Source organism: Serratia symbiotica (Periphyllus acericola), assembly GCF_964019515.1.
GTDB lineage: Bacteria > Pseudomonadota > Gammaproteobacteria > Enterobacterales > Enterobacteriaceae > Serratia > Serratia symbiotica_D.
In genome coordinates this window covers 1,092,150-1,118,488 of sequence record NZ_OZ026452.1, presented here as the reverse complement: position 1 = coordinate 1,118,488, position 26,339 = coordinate 1,092,150, and the positions used below count along the sequence as shown (strand labels likewise).

21 protein-coding genes and 10 pseudogenes are annotated in these 26,339 nt (G+C 51.2%); 13 read left to right on the top strand and 18 right to left on the bottom strand.

All coding sequences use genetic code 11. The features are described 5' to 3' along the window. Positions 1-25: 25 nt before the first annotated feature. On the bottom strand, positions 26-214 hold the full coding sequence (locus AACL06_RS06135; RefSeq protein ID WP_339036498.1) for a hypothetical protein: 189 nt from the start codon (positions 212-214) through the stop codon (positions 26-28). Positions 215-325: 111 nt separating this feature from the next. Between AACL06_RS06135 and pgl the strand changes: the two genes are divergently transcribed. The 4 genes and pseudogenes from pgl to AACL06_RS06115 all read left to right on the top strand — a co-directional run bounded on the left by pgl (position 326) and on the right by AACL06_RS06115 (position 3,597). Continuing rightward, complete coding sequence (pgl, locus tag AACL06_RS06130) at positions 326-1,321, top strand: 6-phosphogluconolactonase (RefSeq protein ID WP_339036497.1); 996 nt, start codon at positions 326-328, stop codon at positions 1,319-1,321. Between the two features lie 1,070 nt (positions 1,322-2,391). After that, positions 2,392-2,619 (top strand): hypothetical protein, encoded by a 228-nt coding sequence (locus AACL06_RS06125; RefSeq protein ID WP_339036496.1) that lies wholly within the window; start codon positions 2,392-2,394, stop codon positions 2,617-2,619. Next, a pseudogene (locus AACL06_RS06120) lies at positions 2,510-3,470 on the top strand (IS5 family transposase). The gene AACL06_RS06125 and the pseudogene AACL06_RS06120 overlap by 110 nt, the downstream one beginning before the upstream one ends. After that, entirely contained in the window at positions 3,454-3,597 is a 144-nt protein-coding gene (locus AACL06_RS06115; protein WP_339036495.1) for a hypothetical protein, read from the top strand. Before AACL06_RS06120 ends, AACL06_RS06115 begins: the two are co-directional and overlap by 17 nt. 143 nt (positions 3,598-3,740) lie before the next feature. Here AACL06_RS06115 and mepM read toward each other — a convergent pair whose 3' ends face one another. From mepM to aspS, 7 genes and pseudogenes are all read right to left on the bottom strand, one after another. Continuing rightward, positions 3,741-5,063 (bottom strand): murein DD-endopeptidase MepM, encoded by a 1,323-nt coding sequence (mepM, locus tag AACL06_RS06110; protein ID WP_339036494.1) that lies wholly within the window; start codon positions 5,061-5,063, stop codon positions 3,741-3,743. Between the two features lie 593 nt (positions 5,064-5,656). Next, complete coding sequence (ruvB, locus tag AACL06_RS06105; RefSeq protein WP_339036492.1) at positions 5,657-6,664, bottom strand: Holliday junction branch migration DNA helicase RuvB; 1,008 nt, start codon at positions 6,662-6,664, stop codon at positions 5,657-5,659. Positions 6,665-6,683: 19 nt separating this feature from the next. Next, positions 6,684-7,298, bottom strand: coding sequence for a Holliday junction branch migration protein RuvA (gene ruvA, locus AACL06_RS06100; protein ID WP_339036491.1), 615 nt, complete (start codon positions 7,296-7,298; stop codon positions 6,684-6,686). Positions 7,299-7,410: 112 nt separating this feature from the next. Further along, on the bottom strand, positions 7,411-7,932 hold the full coding sequence (gene ruvC, locus AACL06_RS06095) for a crossover junction endodeoxyribonuclease RuvC (RefSeq protein WP_339036490.1): 522 nt from the start codon (positions 7,930-7,932) through the stop codon (positions 7,411-7,413). A 73-nt stretch (positions 7,933-8,005) separates the two neighbouring features. Next, complete coding sequence (locus AACL06_RS06090; protein WP_339036489.1) at positions 8,006-8,752, bottom strand: YebC/PmpR family DNA-binding transcriptional regulator; 747 nt, start codon at positions 8,750-8,752, stop codon at positions 8,006-8,008. Positions 8,753-8,767: 15 nt separating this feature from the next. Beyond that, a pseudogene (nudB, locus tag AACL06_RS06085) lies at positions 8,768-9,222 on the bottom strand (dihydroneopterin triphosphate diphosphatase). Positions 9,223-9,224: 2 nt separating this feature from the next. Further along, complete coding sequence (aspS, locus tag AACL06_RS06080) at positions 9,225-11,006, bottom strand: aspartate--tRNA ligase (RefSeq protein ID WP_339036488.1); 1,782 nt, start codon at positions 11,004-11,006, stop codon at positions 9,225-9,227. A 630-nt stretch (positions 11,007-11,636) separates the two neighbouring features. On the opposite strand from aspS, the pseudogene AACL06_RS06075 reads away from it, so the two are divergent. The 3 genes and pseudogenes from AACL06_RS06075 (at position 11,637) to cmoB (ending at position 14,270) form a co-directional block, all read left to right on the top strand. After that, a pseudogene (locus AACL06_RS06075) lies at positions 11,637-12,452 on the top strand (DUF72 domain-containing protein). Between the two features lie 106 nt (positions 12,453-12,558). Then, on the top strand, positions 12,559-13,302 hold the full coding sequence (gene cmoA, locus AACL06_RS06070) for a carboxy-S-adenosyl-L-methionine synthase CmoA (RefSeq protein ID WP_339036487.1): 744 nt from the start codon (positions 12,559-12,561) through the stop codon (positions 13,300-13,302). Next, positions 13,299-14,270, top strand: coding sequence for a tRNA 5-methoxyuridine(34)/uridine 5-oxyacetic acid(34) synthase CmoB (gene cmoB / locus AACL06_RS06065; protein WP_339036486.1), 972 nt, complete (start codon positions 13,299-13,301; stop codon positions 14,268-14,270). Before cmoA ends, cmoB begins: the two co-directional genes overlap by 4 nt. Positions 14,271-14,347: 77 nt before the next feature. Here cmoB and cutC read toward each other — a convergent pair. The 3 genes and pseudogenes from cutC to AACL06_RS06050 form a co-directional block, all read right to left on the bottom strand. Next, positions 14,348-15,088, bottom strand: a pseudogene (cutC, locus tag AACL06_RS06060) (copper homeostasis protein CutC); the annotation flags it as partial. A 212-nt stretch (positions 15,089-15,300) separates the two neighbouring features. After that, complete coding sequence (locus AACL06_RS06055; RefSeq protein WP_339038313.1) at positions 15,301-15,846, bottom strand: VOC family protein; 546 nt, start codon at positions 15,844-15,846, stop codon at positions 15,301-15,303. 71 nt (positions 15,847-15,917) lie between these two features. Then, positions 15,918-16,541 (bottom strand): annotated as a pseudogene (locus AACL06_RS06050) (IS630 family transposase); the annotation flags it as partial. 80 nt (positions 16,542-16,621) lie between these two features. Here AACL06_RS06050 and AACL06_RS06045 point away from each other — a divergent pair. The 3 genes and pseudogenes from AACL06_RS06045 to AACL06_RS06035 all read left to right on the top strand — a co-directional run bounded on the left by AACL06_RS06045 (position 16,622) and on the right by AACL06_RS06035 (position 19,738). Beyond that, positions 16,622-17,551 (top strand): annotated as a pseudogene (locus AACL06_RS06045) (IS5 family transposase). Next, positions 17,535-17,813: a hypothetical protein gene (locus AACL06_RS06040; RefSeq protein ID WP_339038485.1), complete on the top strand. Its 279-nt coding sequence runs from the start codon at positions 17,535-17,537 to the stop codon at positions 17,811-17,813. The pseudogene AACL06_RS06045 and the gene AACL06_RS06040 overlap by 17 nt, the downstream one beginning before the upstream one ends. Positions 17,814-18,016: 203 nt before the next feature. Further along, positions 18,017-19,738 carry a potassium/proton antiporter gene (locus AACL06_RS06035; RefSeq protein WP_339036484.1) on the top strand — a complete coding sequence of 574 codons (1,722 nt, stop codon included), beginning with the start codon at positions 18,017-18,019 and terminating at the stop codon, positions 19,736-19,738. A gap of 753 nt (positions 19,739-20,491) precedes the next feature. Here AACL06_RS06035 and AACL06_RS06030 read toward each other — a convergent pair. The 4 genes and pseudogenes from AACL06_RS06030 to AACL06_RS06015 form a co-directional block, all read right to left on the bottom strand. Beyond that, positions 20,492-20,665 (bottom strand): hypothetical protein, encoded by a 174-nt coding sequence (locus AACL06_RS06030; protein ID WP_339036482.1) that lies wholly within the window; start codon positions 20,663-20,665, stop codon positions 20,492-20,494. Beyond that, a pseudogene (locus tag AACL06_RS06025) lies at positions 20,649-21,552 on the bottom strand (IS5 family transposase). Before AACL06_RS06025 ends, AACL06_RS06030 begins: the two are co-directional and overlap by 17 nt. Continuing rightward, positions 21,485-21,646, bottom strand: coding sequence for a hypothetical protein (locus AACL06_RS06020; RefSeq protein WP_339036480.1), 162 nt, complete (start codon positions 21,644-21,646; stop codon positions 21,485-21,487). The pseudogene AACL06_RS06025 and the gene AACL06_RS06020 overlap by 68 nt, the downstream one beginning before the upstream one ends. Positions 21,647-21,650: 4 nt before the next feature. After that, positions 21,651-22,910, bottom strand: a pseudogene (locus AACL06_RS06015) (recombinase); the annotation flags it as partial. A gap of 214 nt (positions 22,911-23,124) precedes the next feature. On the opposite strand from AACL06_RS06015, the pseudogene AACL06_RS06010 reads away from it, so the two are divergent. Beyond that, a pseudogene (locus AACL06_RS06010) lies at positions 23,125-23,386 on the top strand (YfhL family 4Fe-4S dicluster ferredoxin). 14 nt (positions 23,387-23,400) lie between these two features. Here AACL06_RS06010 and acpS read toward each other — a convergent pair. Then, a complete protein-coding gene (gene acpS, locus AACL06_RS06005; RefSeq protein WP_339036477.1) occupies positions 23,401-23,781 on the bottom strand; it encodes a holo-ACP synthase in 381 nt (126 codons plus the stop codon). Next, the gene (pdxJ, locus tag AACL06_RS06000) at positions 23,781-24,512 is read right to left on the bottom strand and encodes a pyridoxine 5'-phosphate synthase (protein ID WP_339036475.1); all 732 of its coding nucleotides are present in this window, start codon (positions 24,510-24,512) and stop codon (positions 23,781-23,783) included. Before pdxJ ends, acpS begins: the two co-directional genes overlap by 1 nt. 119 nt (positions 24,513-24,631) lie before the next feature. On the opposite strand from pdxJ, the gene AACL06_RS05995 reads away from it, so the two are divergent. Both AACL06_RS05995 and AACL06_RS05990 read left to right on the top strand, forming a co-directional pair. Then, positions 24,632-24,793 (top strand): hypothetical protein, encoded by a 162-nt coding sequence (locus AACL06_RS05995; RefSeq protein WP_339036474.1) that lies wholly within the window; start codon positions 24,632-24,634, stop codon positions 24,791-24,793. Further along, positions 24,726-25,592: pseudogene (locus tag AACL06_RS05990) on the top strand (IS5 family transposase). Before AACL06_RS05995 ends, AACL06_RS05990 begins: the two are co-directional and overlap by 68 nt. Before the next feature lie 43 nt (positions 25,593-25,635). On the opposite strand, the gene recO reads toward AACL06_RS05990, so the two are convergent. After that, complete coding sequence (gene recO, locus AACL06_RS05985) at positions 25,636-26,334, bottom strand: DNA repair protein RecO (RefSeq protein WP_339036472.1); 699 nt, start codon at positions 26,332-26,334, stop codon at positions 25,636-25,638. Positions 26,335-26,339 lie beyond the last annotated feature (5 nt).

The window sequence follows — 26,339 nt, the reverse complement described above, 5'->3', positions numbered from 1 at the left end:
GAATTATCGATCAGCGGAATTTATTCTAGCCGTTCTCGGGGGGACAACCACTAAAAGCGGCTTTCCTATGCTTTCTTTTTATCCGAGGAGGGCGTTGTTGTAAGCCTTCCAGTTGGTGATGTTGAACTTTTGCTGGTCCACGGAATGTCGCGATTTTGACAGAAGTAGAGTGATCTGATCCTCGTGCCGTCCAAATGTTCGATTGATTCAACAACGCCAGATTTCAGGTGAAAAAAAGGGCTGTTATGTCGTCAATATAAAAATAAGTCAGGGAAACGGAACAACTGAATCGGTTTGTCTTTTATCCTTGCAAGGAGAATAAATAATGAAGCAAGTTGTTTATGTTGGCAGCCCGGAAAGCCAGCAAATTCATGTCTGGCAGTTGGACGATGCTGGCGCGCTGGCGCTGCTACAGACTGTTGATGTGCCGGGGCAAGGGCAACCGATGGCCATCCACCCAGATAAAAGCCATTTGTATATCGGCGTGCGCCCACTATTTAGCATTGTCAGCTACCACATCCAGGTGGACGGTACGTTACGCCAGGCTGGTATAGCACCGTTGCCGGGTAGCCCAAGCTATATTTCCACTGATTTGCTGGGGCGCTACCTGTTTTCTGCCTCCTACAGCGGCAATTGCGTCAGCGTCAGCCCGATTGGTCATGACGGCGTGGTAACGGCACCTATCCAGCAGATCTACGGCCCGATTACACCGCACTCCGCCAATATCGATCCTGCTAATCAACGCTTGTTGGTGCCTTGCTTGAAGGAAGACCGCATCCGTTTGTTCAACCTTGGCTTGGACGGCCAATTGACGACGCATGTGCAGGAAGCAATAAACAGCGCCACTGGTTCTGGTCCACGGCATATGGCGTTCTACCCTAACGGTAAGTATGCCTACTGTGTGAACGAGTTAGACGGTACGGTGGACGTGTTGACCATCTCGGAAAATTGCAGCCAATACCGGGTGACGCAAACGCTAGACATTATGCCGGTGGGGTTTTCTGGCACACGCTGGGCGGCGGATATTCATATCACGCCAAATGGCCGCTTCCTATATACCAGCGAGCGCACTGCGAGCATTCTGACTATCTTTGGCATTTCCGCAAACGGCAGCACGCTGTCGGTGGTTGGTGATCATCCAACCGAAGTGCAGCCGCGCGGCTTCAATATAGACCACAGCGGTCGCTTCGTAATTTCGGCCTGTCAGCAGTCTGGCCATATTGTGGTGCATGAGATTGACCAAAGTAGCGGCAAACTGAGTACGCTGGCGCGTTATCCGGTGGGTAAAGGCCCGGTGTGGGTAAGCGTATTGGCGCAATAACCGACGAAGGCGCAGCAATGCGCTCCAGATTGAGACAAACCCCTAGATGATGACTTTCTAGGGTTTTTTTGATGCGCCTTGGCGGGCGCTGTCCTTTGACTGTGGGGGTTAAAGGGCAACTGGGAGGTGAAAGTCCTCTACACACCTGACGAGGGGAAGGATAACAACCAGTTGCTAATCGCAAGGTGGGATCTGAAGAAAGCTCAAAGCAAAATGCTGGCCTGACGAACAGGAAGCGGCTTATGCATGACAGTGGGGTGATGCAGTTGTAACGGTCAACTGAAACCGGACACTTTAAGCGATGTTTATACTCATCCGGGCTGATATTTCCCAGAGACGGTAATGATGCCGACGGCTGTGATAAAATGAGCTGTAATCCATCACGTCCCGCGCTCCTTCACTCACTCCGACTTTCTTAACAACGCCAGTTCACTCGCTCTGATTTTAGGCTACGGAAAAATTTCTCCGTCAGCGCATTATCCAGGCTGTTCCCACGGCGACTCATACTGCAAAAGATCCCATTCACTTGCCGTATTTTACAGCGGCCGATGGTAAAACCCTGCTCCCTATTTTTGGTACACCTCCGTCGACTACCGTAAGTAGCATCATTTTTCCAGTGAATATGCCGGGCAGCGGCGATTGGACCATTACAACAATGATTTTTAACGTGACATAGAATTCTGAACACTCTTAAGTTCACCGCGTTCTTACGATCTTTTTATACTCCCGTATCTAGGATTATTTCTTCCTTTTGCAACATTTTTCCTAAAGCTTTCCACTTCGCTGCCGTTGCTCTCGTTAAGTGTGAAACATGCTACAACCCGGCAGTTGCACAACCGGTACTCCTTACACTGCGCCGATGAAGCTGCTAGTTAATGCAGGGGATGTGCTCCGAGAAAGTAACCTCTGCACGTCCGTTTTTAATGACTAAAAACTAAATGGATTCAGGGATTCAGGATAGTTACATGAATAAGAAATTAGTTTCTTTGTCCCTTCTGGTTGCAGCATCAATGGTTTCGCTTCTGACCTCAGCAGCAACAAATTCTATCTCTAAAACAGCCGCTGCGAAAATGTTCACTGTCCTTTCGGATGGACGCGGCATGCCAGCAATCACCTTTTTTATTCTTTCCCCGGCGTTGTTGAATAAATCGAACTTTTGTCCGGTACGAGGATCAGATCACTCTCCTTATGTCAACATACCGACATTCCGTAGCCCAGCAAAAGTTCAACATCACCAACTGGAAGGCTTACAACAACGCCCTTATCACTCTGGGTTCACTCACTTTCTCGGTGGATGAAACGGCACTGCACGCCTGGTACTGCGAGGAAAAACCTTCTCTGCGTGGTCGCACACCACATTATTCCGATATGGCAATCACCAGCGTATTGATGCTGAAACGGATTTTCGGCCTGACACTTCGCACCCTCCAGGGCTTCATCGACTCCAGTGTCACACTGATCAAAGTGCCGTTGAATTGCCCGGACGATACCCTGCATCAGTAAGCGGGCGAAGTCCGGCCATGTCCCGTTTAAAACCGCAACGCCGGGTGAAATTGCGCACCTCGTTATCGACTCTAGCGGGCTCAATGTGTTGGGTTAAGGGGAGTCGATGGCAAAAAAACACGGTCAGGAAAAACGGCTTATCTGGCGAAAATTGCATTTGGCCGTAGATACAGAAACAAATGAGGTCATCTGTGCTGACCTTTCCTTGAGCAATGTCACCGATACCGAAGCCTTTCCAGGTCTTATCCGCCAGAGGTACCGTCGCCAGAGGTACCGTAAAATCAAAGTCGCCTCGGCGGATCGGGCTTAGGATGCGCGAGTGTGTGATGATGAGTTAAGGGGCAAGAAGCTCAAGGCGTTAATACCGCCAAAAAGCGGAGCCCGTTATTGCTCGGCAGACTATGCAGAGCGAAATCAAGCGGTGGTGAACCAGCGCGTTACCGGAGACAACACACGGTGGAAAAGTCTCACAGGCTACCACCGACGTTCGATAGCGGCAACAGCGAGGTACAGAGTAAAACAGCTATTTGGTGGTCACCTGTCGCTGCGAGATTATGATGGGCAAGTTGCAGAGGCGCTGGCCATGATCTGTGCACTAAACAAGATGACGCTCGCCGGTATGCCACAAAGTGTACGCCTTGCCTGAAAGCTGCCCATTCAGGGGACTCTTTTATTCCAAATTCGATTTATTCAACAAAGCCCATTATACCCTAAATAATTTGCGTTACAGGAAAGCGGCAACGCAGCGACAAATCGGTCGGGAACCGATTTGAACAGCGCTTGCGCTGAGACCCATCAGTGACTGGGGTGCACGAGGAAAACTCACGCACAGGCCACTCGAAGTATCACGGGTATAACACTGGCTAAGCACCTATATAAAACAACATTAGGCAGGTGGCATCGCGGGCGAACGGGACTAATCAAGCCGTAGTTGCGCAACCATTTTCTTCATTTGCACCAGATAAGTGCTACGTTCCTTGCCGATCAAGCCTTTGGAATACGGCAACTTCGCTGTCAGCGGGTTTACCGCCTGTTGGTTGATCCGCAGTTCAAAATGCAGATGCGGCCCGGTAGAACGGCCGCTATTGCCCGATAGCGCAATGCGCTCACCACGCTTTACCTTCTGCCCCGGTTTAACAAACAGCTTCTTCAAGTGCATATAGCGCGTGGTGTACTGACGGCCATGGCGGATCGCCACGTAATAGCCTGCGGACCCGCTGTGTTTGGCGATCAACACTTCACCGTCACCCACCGCCACCACGGGAGTACCGATCGGCATGGCGAAATCAATACCTTTATGTGGCGCAATACGGCCAGTCACCGGATTCACCCGACGCGGATTGAAGCTGGAAGAAATGCGGAACTGTTTCATGGTTGGGAAACGCATAAAACCGCGCGCCAAGCCGGAACCCTCACGATCGTAGAATTTGCCATCTTCAGCGCGGATCGCGTAGTAATCCTTGCCACCAGTACGTATACGAACGGCCAGCAGTTGGCTTTGCATTTTTTTACTGTCAAAATGCTCACGCGACATTAGCACCGAAAACGGGTCACCTTTGCGCAGCTTTTGGAAATCCAATTGCCACTGTAGCGCCTTAACCACCGCATTAATCTCAGTGCGGCTCAGGCCAGCATCACCGGCACTGCGGACGAAGCTACCACTCAAATGGCCACTGACTACGCTGTTACGCCATTCACTATGCTGCCATTGCTGCGACTCTTTAAAGCTATTGCCGAGGCGATCGTAAGTGCGCGTTTCACGGCGAGAAACTTCCCACCTAAGCTGTTGCAGGTTACCAGCGGAGTTCGGCGTCCACGATAACTGCTGGCCGATCTTCAGATTGCACAGATCGCGATACTGTGCGGCCAACAGCGTGACATCCGACATTTCGATGCCATATTGGGTCAGAATGCTGCCGAGAGTATCACCGGAAGAAACGACATATTCATGCACGTTTTCCTCGCCGACGCCCTTTTGGTCAAGCTCATCCTGGGGGAATTCATCATCAGGGATAGATGGGTCTGCATCGATCGGTTCACTGGCTTCTGGCAGCATGACCCGCAACTGCCGGGCTTCTAATTCGACGTTCTTAACGCTAGGGGCATGTTCTGTGTGATCAATACAAGGTCGCCAGATTGTAATAGCAAATGTCACCACAGTCAGTGACCCCAGCATGACGCGATGGATCCGTGGCAGGCTGTTATACGCTAGAAAGATAGTTTTGACTATCCGCTGCACTCGATATTATCCTTTATAAGCTTTACTCCAGGCGGCTTACGAACTGGCTCGACAGGGCTTCTATAATTTCTTATAGCTGTCCTTTCCCAATGCGATGCAGATGTCCAACGGGCCCAGTTACTCCCCTTGGCTACGACTTTGATTACGGCCGACCTGGATTGTGGCTCAGTAAAAAAGACTGCTTTTTTCTCAAACCATGGTGTTTAAATTTAGTGTAAGCGCTGTGCTCCAGGCTGAATTTCGGGGTTAACGGTGGGATGACCAAGTGGGCTCAAAACCGTGGTGTTTTTCGAAATAACCGTAAGAAGGGTGAAAGCAACATCACTTCTACCTTGCACAAGCGTAAGCATGTTACCAACATTTCTGTCAATTTGCGTCAGCAGATCTTTGAACCCGCGCAGGTTTTCAGCTAATTCATTCTTATTTTAAGAGATGAGTCCCAATAATTGGACAAAATGGCGTTTGCGGTCACTTTTGCTACTTCTGTAGACAACTAAACAGGTCTATTTTATGCATGCACACCGTCACACTCGGTATGACTATGTTGTCGATATCGCGGTGAAAAGAGCTGCTGATGCTGCCCTTTTGACTGTTTATTCCTCCCCGCATTCGATGCCAAAATGCCGGTAGGCATGATGGGTCGCCATACGACCACGCGGTGTACGCTGGATAAAACCCTGTTGGATTAGGAAGGGTTCGATAACGTCTTCAATTGTTTCACGCTCTTCACCGATCGCCGCAGCCAGGTTATCCAGCCCTACCGGCCCCCCAGTGAACTTGTCTATAATCGCCAGCAATAGCTTGCGATCCATATAGTCAAAGCCTTCGGCATCGACATTGAGCATATCCAGCGCTTGCATGGCCACTTCACCATTAATCACACCATTGGCGCGCACCTCAGCAAAGTCGCGCACCCGGCGTAGCAAACGGTTGGCGATGCGCGGCGTACCGCGCGCCCGGCGCGCTATTTGATGAGCACCATCGCTAGAAAGATCTAGCCCCAAGCAGCGAGCGCTGCGCGATACGATGTATTGCAAGTCTGCCACTTGGTAAAATTCCAGCCGTTGCACAATGCCGAAACGATCACGTAGCGGTGACGTAAGGGATCCAGCGCGAGTGGTAGCTCCGACCAGGGTAAACGGCGGCAGATCAAGTTTGATCGAACGTGCCGCCGGGCCTTCACCGATCATGATATCCAGTTGATAATCTTCCATCGCCGGGTACAACACCTCTTCCACTACTGGCGACAGTCGATGGATCTCATCGATAAACAGTACGTCATGCGGTTCGAGGTTGGTGAGCATCGCCGCAAGATCGCCCGCTTTCTCCAACACTGGGCCGGAGGTAGTGCGCAGATTAACTCCCACTTCATTGGCGACAATATTAGCCAACGTGGTTTTTCCCAAGCCCGGCGGACCAAAGATCAACAAGTGATCCAGCGCATCGCCACGCTGCCTGGCCGCTTGAATAAAGATTTCCATCTGCTCGCATACATGCGGTTGCCCAACGTACTCCGCCAGCAGTTTCGGACGGATGGCGCGATCGAGAAGTTCCTCCTCATTGATCGGTTGGGCTGAAATCAGGCGATCGGATTCAATCATTGTCTGCCCCTTGTCAACCTTACAGCGCAGCGCGCAGCGCATCACGGATCAGGGTTTCGCAATCGGCACCCGATTTGGCGATTTTGCTGACCATACGGCTGGCTTCCTGCGGTTTATAGCCCAACGCGACCAACGCGGAGACAGCTTCAGCTTCGGTATCGTTATCAGCGGATTGCACTGCCGTGGCCGGCAAACTGCTCCCACTGCTGTTGGTAAACAGATCGCCATTAAGCCCTTTGAAACGGTCTTTCATTTCCACCACCAGACGCTCGGCGGTTTTCTTGCCGACACCCGGCAGTTTAATCAGGGTGATAATCTCTTCATGCTCTACCGCGATGACAAACTGCTGCGCGGACATGCCGGATAGGATCGCCAGCGCCAGTTTTGGCCCAACGCCGTTGACTTTGATCAGTTCGCGAAACAGGGCACGCTCTTGCTTATCATTGAAGCCATAAAGCAGTTGCGCTTCTTCACGCACCACAAAGTGGGTAAACACGATAGCCTCTTGCCCCAGTTCCGGCAATTGATAAAAGCAGGTCATTGGCATATACACTTCATAACCCATACCGTTCGCCTCAAGTAACACAAGTGGCGGCTGCTTTTCCATAATATTTCCTCTGAGACGACCTATCATTTACCCTCCTGAAAGTTCCCTGATCATGATTCACGGCCATGCCATGCTGGTAAAGCTTATAGCATAAAAGGGGCTGGATGAATATCCAGCCCAATCAGTAACCGGTTAAAGGCTATCTCAAGCGGCCACGCGCCAGATTCAGCCGCCCTGCGCTCATCCGCAGCAAATTTTGGCTCAGATGGCAGTGGGTGATGGCTATCGCTAACGCATCGGCGGCATCCGCCCGTGGATTGGCGGAGAGCTTGAGCAACGAACGTACCATATGCTGTACCTGGGCTTTTTCGGCAGCCCCCGTACCCACCACAGTTTGCTTTACCTGCCGTGCCGCATATTCAAACACGTCCAGGTTCTGATTCACAGCGGCGACAATCGCTACTCCACGCGCCTGACCAAGTTTGAGCGCCGAATCCGGGTTCTTGGCCATAAACACTTGCTCGATAGCGAAAAAGTCCGGTTGGAACTGGGTAATGATTTCGCTGACGCCAGCATAAATCAGCTTCAGCCGCATCGGCATGTCCTCCACCACGGTGCGAATACAACCGCTGGCGATATAGGTCAATTGGCGGCCCTGCTGACGGATAAGGCCATAGCCGGTAATACGTGAACCGGGATCGATACCCAGTATGATCGCCATCGCTACATCCACCTTGCGTTAATCCTGGGTTCTGCGCGGTGCTGCCTTAGAGCAACGCCGCATAGCAACCTCATTACAGCGTAGCCGCAATCTCGTCGGAGATCTCACCGTTGTGGTAAACCTCCTGCACATCGTCGCAATCTTCCAGCATATCGATCAAACGCAGTAGTTTAGGCGCGGTTTCTGCGTCCATATCGGCTTTGGTCGATGGGATCATCGCGATTTCTGCCGCTTCCACGTTAAAACCGGCAGCGGTCATCAGTGCATCCTTCAACGCACCCATGCTCTCCCAGGCGGTCAACACATCAATAACACCGTCATCATAACTGACGATGTCTTCTGCACCTGCTTCCAGCGCCGCTTCCATCAATGCGTCTTCATCCACCCCCGGTGCGTAAGTGATCACGCCCTTTTTGGTGAACAAATAGGCGACAGAGCCGTCGGTTCCCAGGTTGCCACCGCATTTGGTGAAGGCATGGCGCACTTCCGCCACCGTGCGATTGCGGTTATCACTCAGGCATTCGATCATCACAGCGGTGCCGCCAGGGCCATAGCCTTCATAAATGATGCTTTCCATGTTGGAATCATCATCACCGCCTACACCGCGTGCAATCGCACGGTTCATGGTGTCGCGCGTCATGTTGTTCGCCATCGCCTTGTCCATCGCCGCGCGTAAACATGGGTTGGAATCAGGATCACCGCCGCCCAATTTGGCCGCCGTGACGAGCTCACGAATAATTTTCGTGAAAATTTTACCGCGTTTGGCGTCTTGCGCCGCTTTGCGGTGTTTTGTATTGGCCCACTTACTATGACCTGCCATAAAAATCTCCGGGAATTACTGGACTAAATTAATTACCAACTCTTCAATCGCCTGCTGGTTGCGCCACGACTTAGTCAGCGTCATGGCTTGCACAGCCTCTAGCCATTGGTAGGCGTGATGTTCGGTGAGCACCGGCTCGGGTTCTTCGGGCAAAACCAAACAAAACCAATGCTCTTTATTACATTACGACGCGTAGTACCTGGGGCATAGCGATACCGCAAATGGACAAAGAGTTCAAACTCCACATAGCGCTGGCAATCGAACATCGGCAAATGCTCTGCCTCAATATCAATGCCGATTTCTTCCATCACCTCACGTTGCGCTGCCTGTGGCGGCGACTCATTCTTCTATAGGCTACCGGTGACCGACTGCCAAAATTCACTATTATAGCGCCGCTGTAACATCAGCACCCGACCGCTGGATTTCGCATAAATCACTACCAGGACAGATTCAGGACGCTTGTAGCTCATTACTAATTCTCTTGTGGTGTATCGGTTTTTTTCAGTATGTTGATCGCCAGTTCCTGCAATGCTGCCGGGTTGGCGAAACTGGGCGCATCGGTCATTAGACAAGCCGCAGCAGTGGTTTTCGGGAAGGCTATCACGTCACGGATGTTGTCAGTGCCGGTCAGCAGCATCACCAAACGATCCAGGCCAAAGGCCATCCCAGCATGCGGCGGGGTGCCGTATTTCAGCGCGTCGAGCAGGAAGCCAAATTTCTCACGCTGTTCATGTTCATTTATGCCTAAAATACTGAACACGGTTTGCTGCATTTCACCGTGGTGAATACGCTCCGAACCACCGCCAACTTCGTAGCCGTTGATCACCATATCGTAAGCATTGGCGATAGCGTTGGTTGGCATGCTAGCCAGTGCTTCTGGGGCCATGTTACACGGTGCAGTGAATGGATGATGCATCGCCACCAGGCCACCCTCGCCGTCCTCTTCAAACATCGGGAAGTCAATCAACCATAGCGGTGCCCAACTGTCCAGTTTAGTCAGTGCCAGATCACGGCCCAGTTTCAAGCGCAGCGCACCCAGCGCATCGGTAACGATCTTGATGTTGTCGGCACCAAAGAACAGAATATCGCCACTTTGCGCGTTGGTGCGCGCCAGAATCGCTTCCAACACATCTGCATCAAGGAATTTGGCGATCGGGCTTTGCACACCAGCCAGACCAGTCGAGCGGTCATTCACTTTCAGCCAGGCCAAACCTTTGGCACCATAAATGTTGACGAAAGCGCCATATTCATCGATCAGTTTGCGTGTCAACTGTGCACCACCTCGAACGCAGATCGCCGCTACCCGTCCCTTGGCGTCGTTAGCCGGGACGGAAAATACGTTGAACTCGACATCCTTAACCAGATCGGCAACGTCTACCAATTCAAGCGGGTTACGCAAATCCGGTTTATCAGAGCCGTAGCGGCGCATCGCTTTTTCAAAGGTGATAACCGGGAAGCGCCCCAGATCCACCCCTTTTACCTCCAGCCACAGCTCACGTGCCAGTTTTTCCATCACTTCGCGTACTTGTTCGGCAGTCATGAAAGAGGTCTCAACGTCAATTTGAGTGAATTCCGGCTGGCGGTCAGAGCGCAGGTCTTCGTCGCGGAAGCATTTGACTATCTGATAGTAACGATCAAAGCCGGACATCATCAGTAACTGTTTAAACAGCTGAGGGGACTGCGGCAGCGCGTAGAATTTGCCTTTGTGCACACGGCTCGGCACCAGATAGTCGCGGGCACCTTCCGGCGTAGCTTTAGTCAGCATCGGGGTTTCGATGTCAATAAAACCGTGGCTGTCCATAAAGTGTCGCACCAGGCTGGTGATTTTACTGCGGGTTTTCAGACGTCCAGCCATATCTGGACGACGCAAATCCAGGTAGCGATATTTCAGACGGGCTTCCTCACTGTTGACTTGATTAGCGTCGAGCGGCAATGGCTCGGAGCGGTTAATGACCTCCAGTGCATGGGCAAACACTTCTACTTCACCCGTGGTCATATCTGTATTGATTTGGCTGTCCGGGCGCGCACGTACGGTGCCGACGATCTGAATACAGAATTCATTGCGCAGGTCGTATGCCTTGTCGAACGCCGCTTGCTGATCTGGATCGAAGAATACCTGCACGATACCTGTACAGTCGCGCATATCAATAAAGATCAAACCACCGAGATCGCGGCGGCGGTTGACCCAACCACACAGAGTGACTTTCTGGCCTACGTGGGACAGATCCAACTGCCCGCAATATTCAGTACGCATACGCTATCCTTTTCACACAGCTGATACCACGCCAGGCTGGAGCGCCCTGGCCACACAGCTATTTCTGATGAACTCTATTTTTGTTGTCCGATCTAAATCTGCCGCATCCCGGCCGTTTCCCTTAAGTGGGAAGATGGCGAGGAAATATTTTTGCACTCTCGCTAACCGATAGCAGCAAATGCCTCATGCATACATGTCGTTGAAGTAAAGAGTGGTGAAAAAAGGGGATTATTATAAAGGAAATTCATGCGCCAGATAAGGGCGAACAACGCATGGTTACCGCTCTAAATGGCGTGCTTTTTTGCGAAATGCCGTCAATTCAGCCTGAATTCAACACATACCGCCTTGCTAACAGCCTATCCCAGTATGCGTACAATGTTGCAGTCTGTGTTTGCATACCGATAGCGCGCACCCACCGGCGCATACAGGGAGTTTGTAAGGATGGTGAGTACCGCTCAGGGCCAAAATGGCAAATAAAATAACCTAATGGGATAGGTTCTAAATGCTTCGTCAAGGCTGAAACCTACTCTTCCAAATTCACAAAATGGCATTCTACCCAACCCTTGCCGCACTCGCCTAGTCACGTTAAGGTGTCGCCTGATGAGATAATATAAGGAAGATGGCGCGTTGATCTACATCGGACTACCACAGTGGCAGCACAATGCATGGAGCCGTATCGGGCTGCGTGATTTGGCGGATTACAGCCGTTATTTCAACTGCGTAGAAGGCAACACCACTTTCTACGCGTTGCCCAAACAAGAAACCGTGCAACGCTAGCACGACATGACGCACGATAACTTCCGCTTCTGTTTTAAATTCCCCTAGGATATCAGCCACAAAGCCGCCCTGCGCAACTGCAACGTCGATCTGCAAGCGTTGTATCACTGTCTGGAGCCGCTACATCAGCTCATCGGCCAACTGTGGCTACAATTACCCGCAGCCTTTGGCCCCGATGAACTACCAAGAATGTGGCAATTCTTTGCCGCGCTGCCAAAAACGTTCACCTACGGTCTGGAAGTACGTCATCTGGCTTTCTTCGCCAAGGGGGAGGCGGAACGTCTGCTGAATCAGGGGCTACATCAGCGCGGCATCAATCGAGTGATCCTCGACAGCCGCGCCGTACATCACTCCCTACCCAACAACGCCGCAGTGCGCGATGCGCAGCAGAAAAAACCAACGCTCCCGGTGCACGCACTGCTCACTGCCAACTAGCCGCTGGTGCGCTTTATCAGCGGCGACTTATTAGCAGATAACTTGCGCTGGTTCGCCGTCTGGCAGCAGAAGCTCGTGCTTTGGCAACAGCAACATCAGCCTTACCTGTTTATCCATACACCGGATAACGGCGATTCACCGCAGCAGCCGCAAAAAATCTGGCAGCAGTTACGCCAGGTGATCCATGATCTGTCTGCACCGCCCGACTGGCCGCAACAGGACGCGCTATTTTGACTGCATCACCTAACTGATTGCACAGCTATCATCAGACGGCCACGCTGCGCTTTCTCGCCGTCATCTGTTAGAATGCACGCTTCGAATGCTGAACTGATTTGCGGCTATGCCAAACCACGATACCCTTTTTTCCGCACCCATCGCCAAATTGGGCGACTGGACCTTCGACGAACGCGTTGCTGAGGTACTCCCAGACATGATCCAGCGTTCAGTTCCTGGTTATTCCAACATCATTTCGATGATTGGCATGCTGGCTGAACGTTTTGTGCAGCCCGATAGCCAAGTGTATGATCTGGGCTGTTCCCTGGGTGCAGCAACGCTGTCGATGCGACGGAATATTAAGGTAGCGGGTTGTAACATTATCGCCATCGATAACTCCCCGGCCATGGTCGATCGTTGCCGTCGCCATATTGACGCTTTCCGCGCTGATACCCCGGTTGAGGTAATCGAAGCCGATATTCTCGACATCCCCATCGAGAACGCCTCAATGGTAGTGCTTAACTTCACCCTACAATTCCTTGAGCCAGCCGATCGCTTGCGTCTGTTAGCGCAGGTTTATCATGGAATGCGGGCGCACGGCGTTCTGGTGCTGTCAGAGAAACTCAGCTTTGAAGATGCCGATGTCGGTACATTGCTGTTCAATATGCATCACGATTTCAAACGCGCCAATGGCTACAGCAAACTGGAGATCAGCCAGAAACGTAGCATGCTGGAGCGCGTTATGCTGACGGACTCAGTGGAGGTGCATAAAGCACGTCTGAAACAGGCTGGCTTCGAACACGTTGAAATGTGGTTCCAGTGTTTTAACTTTGGCTCACTGGTCGCGCTGAAAACAGGTGTAGAACCATGATTGAGTTTGGTGATTTTTATCAGCGTATCGCCAAGAGTAACCTCAGCCACTGGCTGGACACCCTACCCGCGCAGCTCAGCGCCTGGCAGCGTGGATCGCTGCATGGCAAGTTTAAACAGTGGTTTAATTCAGTGGAGCATTTGCCGACACTGACGCCAACTTACGTCGATTTGCTGCACGGAGTGCGCGCCGAGATGGAGCCGGGGCTACCGCCGGGTCAGTTAGCAGGCATCGAAAAAATGCTACGCACCATGATGCCATGGCGCAAAGGGCCGTTCTCGCTGTACGGTATCGACATCGATACCGAGTGGCATTCCGACTGGAAATGGGATCGCCTGCTGCCACACCTTTCACCACTGGCCGGGCGCACCACTCTCGATGTCGGCTGTGGCAGTGGCTACCATCTGTGGCGTATGGTCGGTGCCGGCGCTCAATTGGCGGTCGGCATCGATCCAATGCAGTTGTTTTTGTGCCAGTTTGAAGCTGTACGCAAGCTGCTAGGCGGCGACCAACGCGCCCATCTGCTGCCGCTCGGTATCGAACAATTGGCAGAGCTGGCAGCCTTTGACACGCTATTCTCCATGGGCGTGCTGCATCATCGCCGTTCCCCGCTGGATCATCTCTATCAACTGAAAAACCAGTTGGTTTCCGAGGGCGAACTGGTGCTGGAAACCCTAATAGTGGCAGGGGATGATAATCAGGTGCTGGTGCCGTGCGATCGTTATGCGCAAATGCGCAACGTCTATTTTATCCCTGCGGCACGCGCACTGAAGAACTGGCTGGAGAAATGCGGTTTCGTTGATGTGAGGATCGCCGATATATGCCTGACCAGCACTGAAGAACAGCGCCGCACCAGTTGGATGACCAGCGAGTCACTGACAGAATTCCTCGACCCCGATGATCACCGCAAAACGGTTGAAGGTTATCCGGCACCGCTACGCGCGATACTGGTGGCAAGAAAACCCTGATCGATGACTCGCCACCTGATGCTAACTGTATAGTGGCGAGGTCTCATTACTGGCGATATAGGCTCTGCGCCAAGGAAGGGGGCAACCAAGGCTAGCGTGTTTTTCATCGTCGCCACCATTTTGCCATCCACACAATAATGGCTAAATTCGTCAGATTCGTTGTCGGAACAAATAGTGACGCCCGCTTTACGATAGCGCATGGTGGAAGGCACAGCATGGCCTGAATAACTGTGTAGTTCCTGAATGCCGATATCGACAAACTTGTGCATGTTGCTAAGCCGTACCCCGCCACCCGCCATGATCACCAGGACTGGGTTAACATGGCATAAATTGCGCATCAACGTCAGACCCAACTCGGCATTCTGCTGTTGCCCTGAAGTCAAAATACGTGCCACACCAAGCTGCGCCAGTTGCTCAAAGGCAAGCATCGGGTTCTGGCACATGTCAAATGCTCGATGGAAAGTCACCGCCATATTACCACTCAGTTGCATCACTTTACGCATACGCGGTAAGTCTATATGGCCTTCCTCATCTAGCATACCCACCACGACACCGAGGAAACCCATATCGCGGATCTGGGCGACATCTTGCTTGATTACCTCAAAATTCAGCGTGCTGTAGTAAAAATCACCACCACGCGGACGAACGATAGGATGTACGGGAATAGTTACCCGTTCGCGCGCCAAAAGGAGCGTACCGTAGCTCGTCGTCAACCCACCCTCGCTGCAGCTGGCGCGCAATTCAATGCGATCCGCCCCCGCTTATTCAGCCGTCAGCGCGCAACATACGCTAAAGCAGCAAATGTCCAATTTCATTATTGTCACCCCAGATGACGACCAGCATTTGGCGGAAATTGTTGATTTCTTTCGCGGGTAGAAGCATAGGCATCTACTCACTCAATGTGTTCACTACGGCATTTAATTTTGATCAACGGGGAAAATGTCGTCACAGTGGCGATATATAAATCGGATAAATCATCCCACAAGTGAATCGCCATCGCTAGAGTAAGGTGGCTGTTGTGACAGCCATGTTAGGATTTTTCGCTAGTGACGATTTCCCTGATGGAGTAAGGATAAAATTTTATCGTCATGCTACCATCGCGGATGGCCAAGCTCGGGTTAGGCAGCCGATCACCATAACCCTGTAGAACACTTTGTTTCAACGTTATCCCCGGTGCTAGCAGCGCTTCATCAGCCAAGTAGCTCAGCGCCCGCGCCTGCAACGTGTCAGGATCACCACTGAGCACCAGTTCCAAGTGTTCCCAGCCTTCGTGCAGATAGCACTTTCGTCCTGGATACGGCAGTTCTACGCAATCTATCAACCACGGTCCCAGATTGAGCGGCTGTTGCAAATCGAACAAGCAGATCAGGCGGCCATTGATCATCGATTCTGACAGTAGTGAAGCGCACTGCATCAGCCCCTGACGCCATCGTTCAGCGGTGGCGTCTTGGTGGCAGCGTACTGAGATATGATCGGCGCTGAATTGCGATAGATCAAGCCGCAATTTCGCCGTGAACTGATCCAGTGCCTGTTCAAAACGCGGTAAATCAATTGCCAGATCGTTAAGGTCATCGATAGCCTATAAGGGGGTCATGAAAGCCTCAAACAACAGAATGCGCATTCATACGCGGTAATTTAGGCGTTGTTGAATAAACCCGATTTTTTATGGATCCTACTGACATAATCAACTCTTCCGGTTCCTGCATGAAGGGCACCCGCGAGGTAATGCTTTTCATTCTGTCCCGGTGTCGTGATGCGTTTTTGTTGACCCTTTTTCTGCCAGTCAGCACCTATTTTAGGGTTCATATCGATGTCTACCTCATCTTCGTAAAAGATGGGATACTCGGGACTATTATTCTTCAATGCGGTATCGATAGCCGCCAGTTTTTCCTCTTTATGAGGATTTCGGATGTGCAAAGTTGCAGCCGCTCTACGCCACACAATACCGGCTCTCGGCAACCAGCGACGAAGTGAGCCAGGATGTAACATCGAGTTAAATAATTTATTAATTTCAATCGTTAACATCTCAGTATTCCACCGAGATCGCAGATAGCCAAAGTCCTGTGGAGAACGCTGAACGAGCAAATCAAGAATCTTCAACATCGCCTCCGTGGGCCATTTTCGGGGGCGTCCAGGTGAAAGGCTTGCCAATCCTTCATAGCCGCCCAATGTGAACAAATTAACACATCGTCTGACAGAAGAAAGGGCGACAGAAGAATGGGCGGCACATAAGGTTTTACCTAGGTAAGTCAGCATGTTTCCACGGTGTAACGGCGTTATTAAATAAATCGAACTTTTGGCCAGGACGAGGATCTCAGATCACTCTCCTTCTATCAAAATAGCGACATTCCGTGGCCCAGCAAAAGTTTAACATCACCAACTGGAAGGCTTACAACAACGCTCTTATCACTCGGGGTTCACTCACTTGCTGGGGGGATGAAACGGCACTTCACGCCTGGTACTGCGAGGCAAAACCTTCTCTGCGTGGTCGCCCACCACATTATTCTGATATGGCAATCACCAGCGTATTGATGCTGAAACGGATTTTCGGCCTGACACTTCGCGCCCTCCAGGGCTTCGTCGATTCCATTATCACACTGATCAAAGTGCCGTTGAACTGCCCGGACGACACCTGCATCAGTAAGCGGGCAAAGTCCGGCCATGTCCCGTTTAAAACCGTAACGCCGGGTGAAATTGCGCACCTCGTTATCGACTCTAGCGGGCTCAACGTGTTGGGTGAAGGGGAGTGGAAGGTAAAAAAACACGGTCAGGAAAAACGGCGGATCTGGCGAAAACTGCATTTGGCCGTAGATACAGCAACACATGAGGTCATCTGTGCTGACCTTTCCTTGAGCAATGTCACCGATACCGAAGCCTTCCCAGGTCTCATCTGTCAGAGGTACCGTAAAATCAAAGTCGCCTCGGCGGATCGGGCTTAGGATACGCGAGTGTGTGATGATGAGTTAAGGGACAAGAAGCTCAAGGCGTTAATACCGCCCAGCAGCGGAGCCCGTTATTGGTCGGCAGACTATGCAGAGCGAAATCAAGCGGTGGTGCACCAGCGCGTTACCGGAGACAACACACGGTGGAAAAGTATCACAGGCTACCACCGACGTTCGATAGCGGCAACAGCGAGGTATAGAGTAAAACAGCTATTTGGTGGTCACCTGTCGCTGCGAGATTATGATGGGCAACCTGGGGTTGCAGAGGCGCTGGCCATAATCTGTGCATTAAACAAGATGCCGCTCTCCGGTATGCCAGAAAGTGTACGCCTTGCCTGAAAGATGCCCATTCACGGGACTCTTTATTCCAAATCCGATTTATTCAACAACGCCGTCTTCTCTTTATCTTTTGTATTATATGGACTGCATAAACGTATTCCTATACTGCGTTTCCTATTTTCCGGTAAACGGCAATAACGCCCTGAACCCTGCCAGTCATGATAGATACTTGACAGCATCTCCGAGCTGGAAAGGAAACGGGTCGCTGAACCTTGGTTCTTTTCCTGCCTCACAGAAATTAGGGAATATTAACAAATCGTAAATACACTGGACTGATAACTATAGATAAAAGAAAGTATTCTGTTGCTTCCTCGCCATTGCCCAACGTATCTTTATCAAATGAGAATAAAAGGCTTCTTGTTTTATCAATCAGCCTTGGCGTTTTACCCACTAAACACGTTATCATTATCAGCAATCCGTGCTCATAAGCACCGCCCTTCCCCACAGCCTCAGGAGAACATCATTTTGGATGCTAGCACCATTAACAGCATGTTCGTCATCGGTGCCGTGCTGGTAGGCTCAAGTATTCTGCTGAGTTCATTTTCTTCTCGTCTCGGCATTCCCATCCTGTTGATATTCCTAGCGATAGGTATGTTTGCTGGCGTTGATGGACCAGGCGGCATCGTTTTCAACAATTACCCGCTGGCCTATCTGGTCAGTAACCTGGCTCTGGCGGTGATCCTGCTTGACGGTGGCATGCGTACCCGCGTCAGTTCCTTTCGAGTTGCTCTGTGGCCAGCACTTTCCCTCGCCACCGTCGGTGTGGTGATCACAGCGGGGCTAACTGGGATAGCAGCCGCATGGCTGTTCGACCTCGAGCTGCTGCAAGGACTGCTGATCGGTGCCATCATCGGTTCCACCGATGCTGCTGCGGTGTTCTCACTGCTGGGTGGTAAAGGTCTCAATGAACGCGTCAGTGCCACGTTGGAAATTGAATCTGGCAGCAATGATCCAATGGCGGTGTTTCTTACCATTACCCTGATCGCGATGATCGCCGCCGGTGAAACCACCCTTAGCTGGATGTTCCCGCTACACCTGATGCAGCAATTTAGTATGGGGATCATTTTTGGTCTCGGCGGCGGCTGGCTGCTGTTGACGCTGATCAACCATATCAAACTGGCCGAAGGTCTGTACCCACTACTGGCCGGTAGCGGCGGCATACTCATCTTCGCTCTGACCACGGCGCTGGACGGCAGTGGCATTCTGGCGGTTTATCTGTGCGGCCTGCTATTGGGTAACCGGCCGATCCGCAATCGCCATGGCATTGTACAAACCTTCGATGGCCTGGCCTGGCTGAGCCAAATCGGCATGTTTCTGGTGCTGGGGTTGCTGCTCAATCCGCATGAACTGCTGCCAATCGCCATCCCCGCCCTGCTGCTTTCACTTTGGATGATCCTGTTCGCCCGCCCACTTTCGGTATTCATTGGCCTACTACCGTTCCGCAGCTTTACTCTGCGCGAGCGTGGCTTTATCGCCTGGGTTGGTCTGCGCGGTGCCGTGCCGGTGATCCTGGCAGTGTTTCCAATGATAGCCGAGTTGCCGAATGCACAGTTGTTCTTCAACCTAGCCTTCTTTGTGGTGTTGGTCTCATTGCTACTGCAAGGCACCACGCTGTCATTCGCCGCCAGGAAAGCCAAAGTGATTGTGCCGCCTGCGCTGACACCGATCTCACGAGTGGGGCTAGATGTACATCCAGAAAATCAATGGGAACAGTTCGTCTATCAACTGTCGATTGAGAACTGGTGCGTTGGTGCTGCACTGCACGAGTTGAAAATGCCGCCCAACACGCGCATCGCCGCGCTGTTCCGTGGCAAAGAACTGTTGCACCCAAGCGGTAGCACCCGGCTGCGTGAAAGCGATATCCTGTGCGTTATTGGCCATCAGTATGATTTGCCAGTACTCGGTAAGCTGTTCAGCCAAGCACCAGCCATCACCTTCGACGAGCGTTTCTTCGGCGATTTCATCTTGCAATCGGACACCTGCCTGAGCGATATCTCGCAGGTTTATGGCCTGAACTTACAGGATAACGTGAACGATCAGCAGACGCTTGGGCAGTTCATCATTCAGTTGATTGGTGGTGAGCCGGTGATCGGTGATCAGGTGGAATGGGAGGGACTGATCTGGACCATTGCCGAAATGGCAGGCAATCAGGTCAGTAAAATCGGCGTAAAAATTATCAGCGAGTGAGGCTGCTTTTTCTGTCGTGCGGCCAGACCGGTGGCAACAGGTTTATCCCGCAGATAGCACTTGTCGCACCTTAATCTAGCAATATATACCCTATATAATTCGAGTTACAAGAAATCGGCAACGCAATGACAAATCGGTCGGGAACTGATTTGAACAGCGCTTGCACCGGGCCGCAAGCTTAACCTCAGGTATGAGGTTCATTGATCCCCAGGTACTTAATCTAGCGCCCAGACAACTTGAAGTATGGCGGGTATATTTGACATCAGCTAACCCCAACTCTAATAAGACACCTTCTACGTATCGCGCTGGTGAAACCATTGACGATCTTGCATTTTTTCAGATGGTTGCCTTGAGGCCTGCGTCACAATAGAAAGGTGTAAACCCTGAGTGGGGCAGGGCAGCTTTACCACCCTGCGCAAGCATAAACGCGATATCGTCCACCTGTTTAATTTTTGTTTTTGCAACTTGTTGCAGCGCCGTATGGCACGGGCATTGGCAAGCTCATACATCAGGTTAGTCATCGTAATAATTCAGTCACGATCGGCCTTATCCAAATTGCCAAGCATGGTGGTGATAATTGACTGATTGATATTGGATGCGGTGGTCAACGATTTTTCTCTCGCTGCGAGGGCTTTGACACGCTGCAACAGCTCTCATCGCCGTTCGGACTGTGGTATATCAACCTCCTATTGCTAAGCAGCACGTCTACCGAATGCCCCCGCTGTAGTGATAAAGCTGAGAATATTGACGCTTTTACAGTGGTAGACGATCGCTCTGGCCGTGAAACAGGTAGACGCCCGGCAACCTGGGCAAACTGCTCCAGGCCGGCGCGCAGATGGTCTGGATAGTGATAGATGGCTTTGTTGAATAAATCAGATTTGGAATAGAGTCCCGTGAATATGGGTATCTTTCAGGCAAGGCGTACACTTTCTGGCATACCGGCGAGCGGCATCTTGTTTAATGCACAGATCATGGCCAGCGCCTCTGCAACTTGCCCATCAATAATCTCGCAGCGACAAGTGACCACCAAATAGCTGTTTTACTCTGTACCTCGCTGTTGCCGCTATCGAACGTCGGTGGTAGCCTGTGATACTTCTCCACCGTGTGTTGTCTCCGGTAAGGCGCTGGTTCGCCACCGCTTGATTTCGCTCTGCATAGTCTGCCGACCAATAATGGGCTCCGCTGCTGGGCGGTATTAACGCCTTGATCTTCTTGCCCCTTAACTCATCATGACTCACTCGCGTATCCTAAGCCCGATCCGCCGAGGCGACTTTGATTTTACGGTACCTCTGGCGGATGAGACCTGGGAAGGCTTCGGTATCGGTGACATTGCTCAAGGAAAGGTCAGCACAGATGACCTCATGTGTTGCTGTATCTACGGCCAAATGCAGTTTTCGCCAGATCCGCCGTTTTTCCTGACCGTGTTTTTTTACCTTCCACTCCCCTTCACCCAACACGTTGAGCCCGCTAGAATCGATAACGAGGTGCGCAATTTCACCCAGCGTTGGGGTTTTAAACGGGACATGGCCGGACTTCGCCCGCTTACTGATGCAGGTGTCGTCCGGGCAGTTCAACGGCACTTTGATCAGTGTAACAATGGAGTCGACGAAGCCCTGGAGGGCGCGAAGTGTCAGGCCGAAAATCCGTTTCAGCATCAATACGCTGGTGATTGCCATATCGGAATAATGTGGTGGGCGACCACACAGAGAAGGTTTTGCCTCGCAGTACCAGGCGTGAAGTGCCGTTTCATCCACGGAGAAAGTGAGTGAACCCCAAGCGATAAGGGCGTTGTTGTAAGCCTTCCAGTTGGTGATGTTGAACTTTTGCTGGGCCACGGAATGTCGCTATTTTGACAGAAGGAGAGTGATCTGATCCTCGTGCCGGCCAAAAGTTCGATTTATTCAACAACACCCGAATGGTGCAAACACAAAAGGCTAATCTCCCGCGTATCAGAGCGGGAGATTAGCCTTTTGTGTTTGCACACATTTGAGCAATAACATTGCTCTTAAAGAACTTACGGCACATTGTATTAAACGCCCCTTGCCTACCCTTCACTGTCCCGTCATGTTTAATTCCCTTGACTGCATTTTCTGGGCTGTAAGTTTTTATCAACTTATCAAGAGATCGCTTTGCAAGCGGTAATTCAGGATTGCGCGGTTGAAGAAAAACAAACTGTTGATTACATCCCGGTACCGAGTCCCTCCATTCCTTTTGTTCCTGCAAAATGCGCTCAATGCCAATAGTTATTAGGATCCTGAATTCCTTCTGCGTTTTCATTTTACCACGCATACCAATTATCCCGGCTGGATAGACAATTTCTTTTATCTCTTCCCCGACATAATCCCATTGCAGATTGCCGACATTGATAGGGCGCCCCCCGTCAGGATCATAAAAGGCATGGCATTTTTCTGATGGATAGAGGTACACCCCGCGACGTTAAGCCACAGCTTTGCTATAGATTCGATATCAGTAAAAAAGCGCGTAGTTGCAGGCCGCTGGACACGTGAAGATACATAATAATCCGGTATGCTCGCTGCGACATTTCGGCCGTTGCATAGCAGCGGCGCAGAGTACTTCCAGAACCGGCGAAGTTCAGCGAATAATTCAAGCGCATGGTTATTAGATTTTGTCGCTATCCAGGTATCCGGCACTTCAATAATTCTTCAATAAGTTACATCACCGAACACTTCACGCTCACCAAATGCTAAATCGATCTGTTTTATCCTCGCACAATAAGTCCGGTAGCTGTGATCAATTAATTTCTGGCGTTGTACTTTAGCTTCAAGGTCAGCATGATAGCTCTCAAGAGCCAAATGCAAAGACTCAGCCCTCAAACCCTCTCCCGCCATTTCTACCGCTTTCTCACGCGCAAGTTGAATAGCCAGTTCCGGCCATTCACCCAATTTACACCCTTTAGGCCCCATTTTCTTAGGGAACTCAGCATAGAACGTAACCTTACCGGCCTTACTGAAATCGATGCGTAAATAGCTTTCTTTTTCATACTTAGATCGCCGGGATTGCCCCTGATGCTTGAGTATGTTTTTTGCTGCCGTAACACAGATTCGCATATGTAAGCTTGTGTACGGCGGCTTACACCCATCCCAGCAGTCTGAGGCGCTCAAAAAATCGTCATTATTGGGCTTTTCGGGTTCTGTATTACAGTGCGCGGCATTATAATTCCTTATCCTAAGGCCCATTGCGAGACAAGCTCGCACATGAGGGTTTTTAGGGTGCTAATTTTCGGTCTGTGTTGCGGTTTTATGTTACGCGAGTGAGTATATCAGTGTTTTTTATACTGTACAAATCCACAGATAGTTAATCATAGTAAGGAATACAAAGACAACATAACAAATTGATTATAGAAGATAAAAAAGTAAGTGATCAAAGTGGTTTTATTAATTACAAAACGCTGTATCAACTGCGATATGTGCTAGCCGGAATGCCCAAATCAGGCGATTTCGATGAGTGATGAGATTTATCAGATCGACACCGTGGGCGCTGCACCGAATGCATCGGCCACTATGATAAACCCACCTGCCAGCAGGTTTTCCCGATAGACAACACCATTCTCGTCGATCCGCAGTATCGTGAAAGCAACGAGCAGTTGTGGGATACATTTGTGTGGCGCATCATGCCGATCGGCTGTAGAATCCCTTTTTTTCTTAGCTCTCTATGATTACCGTTGCACAGGCGTAGCGGCGTTCGTCAGCCAGTGAAACATGGATCGCGGTAACCCCCATCTCCTGTGCCATCTCGGCGGCATGATCGTGCAAGCGGATATTCGGCTTGCCTAATCCATCATTGAATACTTCAAACTGGTTGAACACAAAACCATTACTAATACCGGTGCCAAACGCTTTGGCGGCCGCTTCTTTTACCGCAAAACGCTTGGCAAGAAAACGAACTGGCTGCTGATGTTGCTGGTACAGTTCCCATTCGGCAGCACTCAGCACTCGCCGTGCCAGAAGGTCACCGCTGCGTTCCACCACCGCTTCAATACGCCCCATCTCAACGATATCGGTGCCTAGCCCAAGTACCGCCATTAATGGCGCGCTTCCCGCATCAGCAATTTCATATCAGCTACCGCTGTAGGCAAACTGCTCATAACTGCCTGGCTGATAATTGCATGGCCGATATTCAGCTCGTATATTTCCGGCAGCGCAGCGATTGATTGTACATTGTGATAGTTCAAACCATGACCGGCGTTGACTTTTAGCCCTTTCTGCGCAGCGTAGTTCGCCGCTACCGAGATGCGGTATAGCTCTGCCTTTAACGCCAGCTCGCCTGCTGCATCGGCATAAGCACCGGTATGGATTTCGATATAGGGCGCGCCAACCGCTACCGCCGCGTCAATCTGGCGATGGCTTGGGTCGATAAACAGTGACACCAAGATCCCAGCTTGCGCCAAGCGCTCAACCGCCACCCCCATTTTGTCCAATTGGCCGACAACATCCAAGCCGCCTTCGGTGGTCACCTCTGTACGCTTTTCCGGTACCAGGCAGCAAAAATGTGGCTTCAGTTCGATAGCAATATCCAGCATTTCATCGGTCACTGCCATTTCCAAATTCATGCGCGTTTGGATTGTCTGACGCAAGATACGTACATCGCGATAAGTGATATGGCGGTGATCCTCACGCAGATGCACGGTAATGCCATCGGCTCCTGCCTGTTCAGCAATGAATGCCGCCTGAACTGGATCTGGATATGGGGTTCTACGCGCGTTGCGCAGCGTGGCAATATGATCGATATTGACACCTAGCAGTAAATTAGTCATGACAACCTCTAAAGACAATTTTCAGTATCAGCAGTTTACACGCGTGCGCAAAGCAGCAAAAGGAGAAAAGATCAGACATCGTCAGGCGGGGTATCCTGCTGTTTGCACACATGCTGGCGTTGTTGAATAAATCGAACATTTGGCCGGGACGAGGATCCGATCACTCTCCTTCTGTAAAAATAGCGATATTCCGTGGCCCAGCAAAAGTTCAACATCACCAACTGGAAGGCTTACAACAACGCCATTATCACTCGGGGTTCACTCACTTTCTCCGTGGATGAAACGGCACTTCACGCCTGGTACTGCGAGGCAAAACCTTCTCTGCGTGGTCGCCCACCACATTATTCCGATATGGCAATAACCAGCGTATTGATGCTGAAACGGATTTTCGGCCTGACACTTCGCGCCCTCCAAGGCTTCGTCTACTCCATTGTCACACTGATCAAAGTGCCGTTGAACTGCCCGGACAACACCTGTATCAGTAAGCGGGCAAAGTCCGGCCATGTCCCGTTTAAAACCCCAACGCCGGGTGAAATTGCGCACCTCTTTATCGACTCTACCGGGCTCAACGTCTTGGGTGAAGGGGAGTGGATGGCAAAAAAATACGGTCAGGAAGATACAGAAACACATGAGGTCATCTGTGCTGACCTTTCCTTGAGCAAGGTCACCGATACCGAAGCCTTCCCAGGTCTCATCCGTCAGAGGTACCGTAAAATCAAAGTCGCCGCGGCGGATCGGGCTTAGGATACGCGAGTGTGTGATGATAAGTTAAGGGGCAAGAAGCTCAAGGCGTTAATACCGCCCAGCAGCGGAGCCCGTTATTGGTCGGCAGACTATGCAGAGCGAAATCAAGCGGTGGCGAACCAGCGCCTTACCGGAGACAACACACGATGGAAAAGTATCACAGGCTACCACCGACGTTCGATAGTGGCAACAGCGAGGTACAGAGTAAAACAGCTATTTGGTGGTCACCTGTCGCTGCGAGATTATGATGGGCAAGTTGCAGAGGCGCTGGGCATGATCTGTGCATTAAACAAGATGCCGCTCGCCGGTATGCCAGAAAGTGTACGCCTTGCCTGAAAGATGCCCATTCAGGAGACTCTTTTATTCCAATCTGATTTATTCAACAACGCAGCTGGCAAAACAGCTCGCAGCTTTTCAGCGGCTTGCCGCAGAGGTAGGGTTTCAGCACTAGACGGGTGAAACGCTTAGCAGTACGCAGCGTAGCCATATCGTGGAATTGGCGTTCCGCCAGCGCCCGCAATTCACGGCCGGTAAAGCTGTAGTGGTCCACCACCAGGCTAGCGATAAAACTCTTTTCTTCACGGTAGCGGTAGGTCATTCTGTCATTTACTGACTGGCCGCTGCCGGCGCAATGCAGGAAATCCAATCCGTATCCCAGGTGATTGAGCAAAGCCAGTTCAAACTGGCGCAGCGCATACTCCGGAGAATGTTCTTCCGCCGAAAGCGTCTGCAAACACTTGAGATAATCGAAGAACAGCACGGCATAATTGGTTTCCTGTTCCAGTACCCATGACAGCAGTTCGTTCACATACAGACCGCTGTACAGCATCATTCCGCTGAGCGGTGAACCGAGGGAAACCGCTTCGGCGTTACGCAGCGTTTTTACTTCACTGCGCCTACCCCAGCGCACTAACAGGGGGGGTAAAGGGCTGTAGCCCTTTAAGTTGGAATGGCCGCTGCGTGCGCCTTTAGCCAGCAGACGCACCTCCCTATGACCTTCGGTAAACAGATCTACCAACAAGCTGGTTTCACTGTACAGCCACCCATGCAGGACGAAAGCACACTCCCAGCCATCCATCGGCT

Coding starts and splice junctions, on each gene's coding strand:
- AACL06_RS06125 (WP_339036496.1), top strand. CDS start 2,392: ATGTTCACTGTCCTTTCGGATGGACGCGGCATGCCAGCAATCACCTTT.
- AACL06_RS06090 (WP_339036489.1), bottom strand. CDS start 8,752: ATGGCAGGTCATAGTAAGTGGGCCAATACAAAACACCGCAAAGCGGCG.
- ruvA (WP_339036491.1), bottom strand. CDS start 7,298: ATGATAGGTCGTCTCAGAGGAAATATTATGGAAAAGCAGCCGCCACTT.
- acpS (WP_339036477.1), bottom strand. CDS start 23,781: ATGGCGGTACTTGGGCTAGGCACCGATATCGTTGAGATGGGGCGTATT.
- cmoA (WP_339036487.1), top strand. CDS start 12,559: ATGCCAAACCACGATACCCTTTTTTCCGCACCCATCGCCAAATTGGGC.
- cmoB (WP_339036486.1), top strand. CDS start 13,299: ATGATTGAGTTTGGTGATTTTTATCAGCGTATCGCCAAGAGTAACCTC.
- recO (WP_339036472.1), bottom strand. CDS start 26,334: ATGGATGGCTGGGAGTGTGCTTTCGTCCTGCATGGGTGGCTGTACAGT.
- pdxJ (WP_339036475.1), bottom strand. CDS start 24,512: ATGACTAATTTACTGCTAGGTGTCAATATCGATCATATTGCCACGCTG.
- ruvB (WP_339036492.1), bottom strand. CDS start 6,664: ATGATTGAATCCGATCGCCTGATTTCAGCCCAACCGATCAATGAGGAG.
- aspS (WP_339036488.1), bottom strand. CDS start 11,006: ATGCGTACTGAATATTGCGGGCAGTTGGATCTGTCCCACGTAGGCCAG.
- ruvC (WP_339036490.1), bottom strand. CDS start 7,932: ATGGCGATCATACTGGGTATCGATCCCGGTTCACGTATTACCGGCTAT.
- pgl (WP_339036497.1), top strand. CDS start 326: ATGAAGCAAGTTGTTTATGTTGGCAGCCCGGAAAGCCAGCAAATTCAT.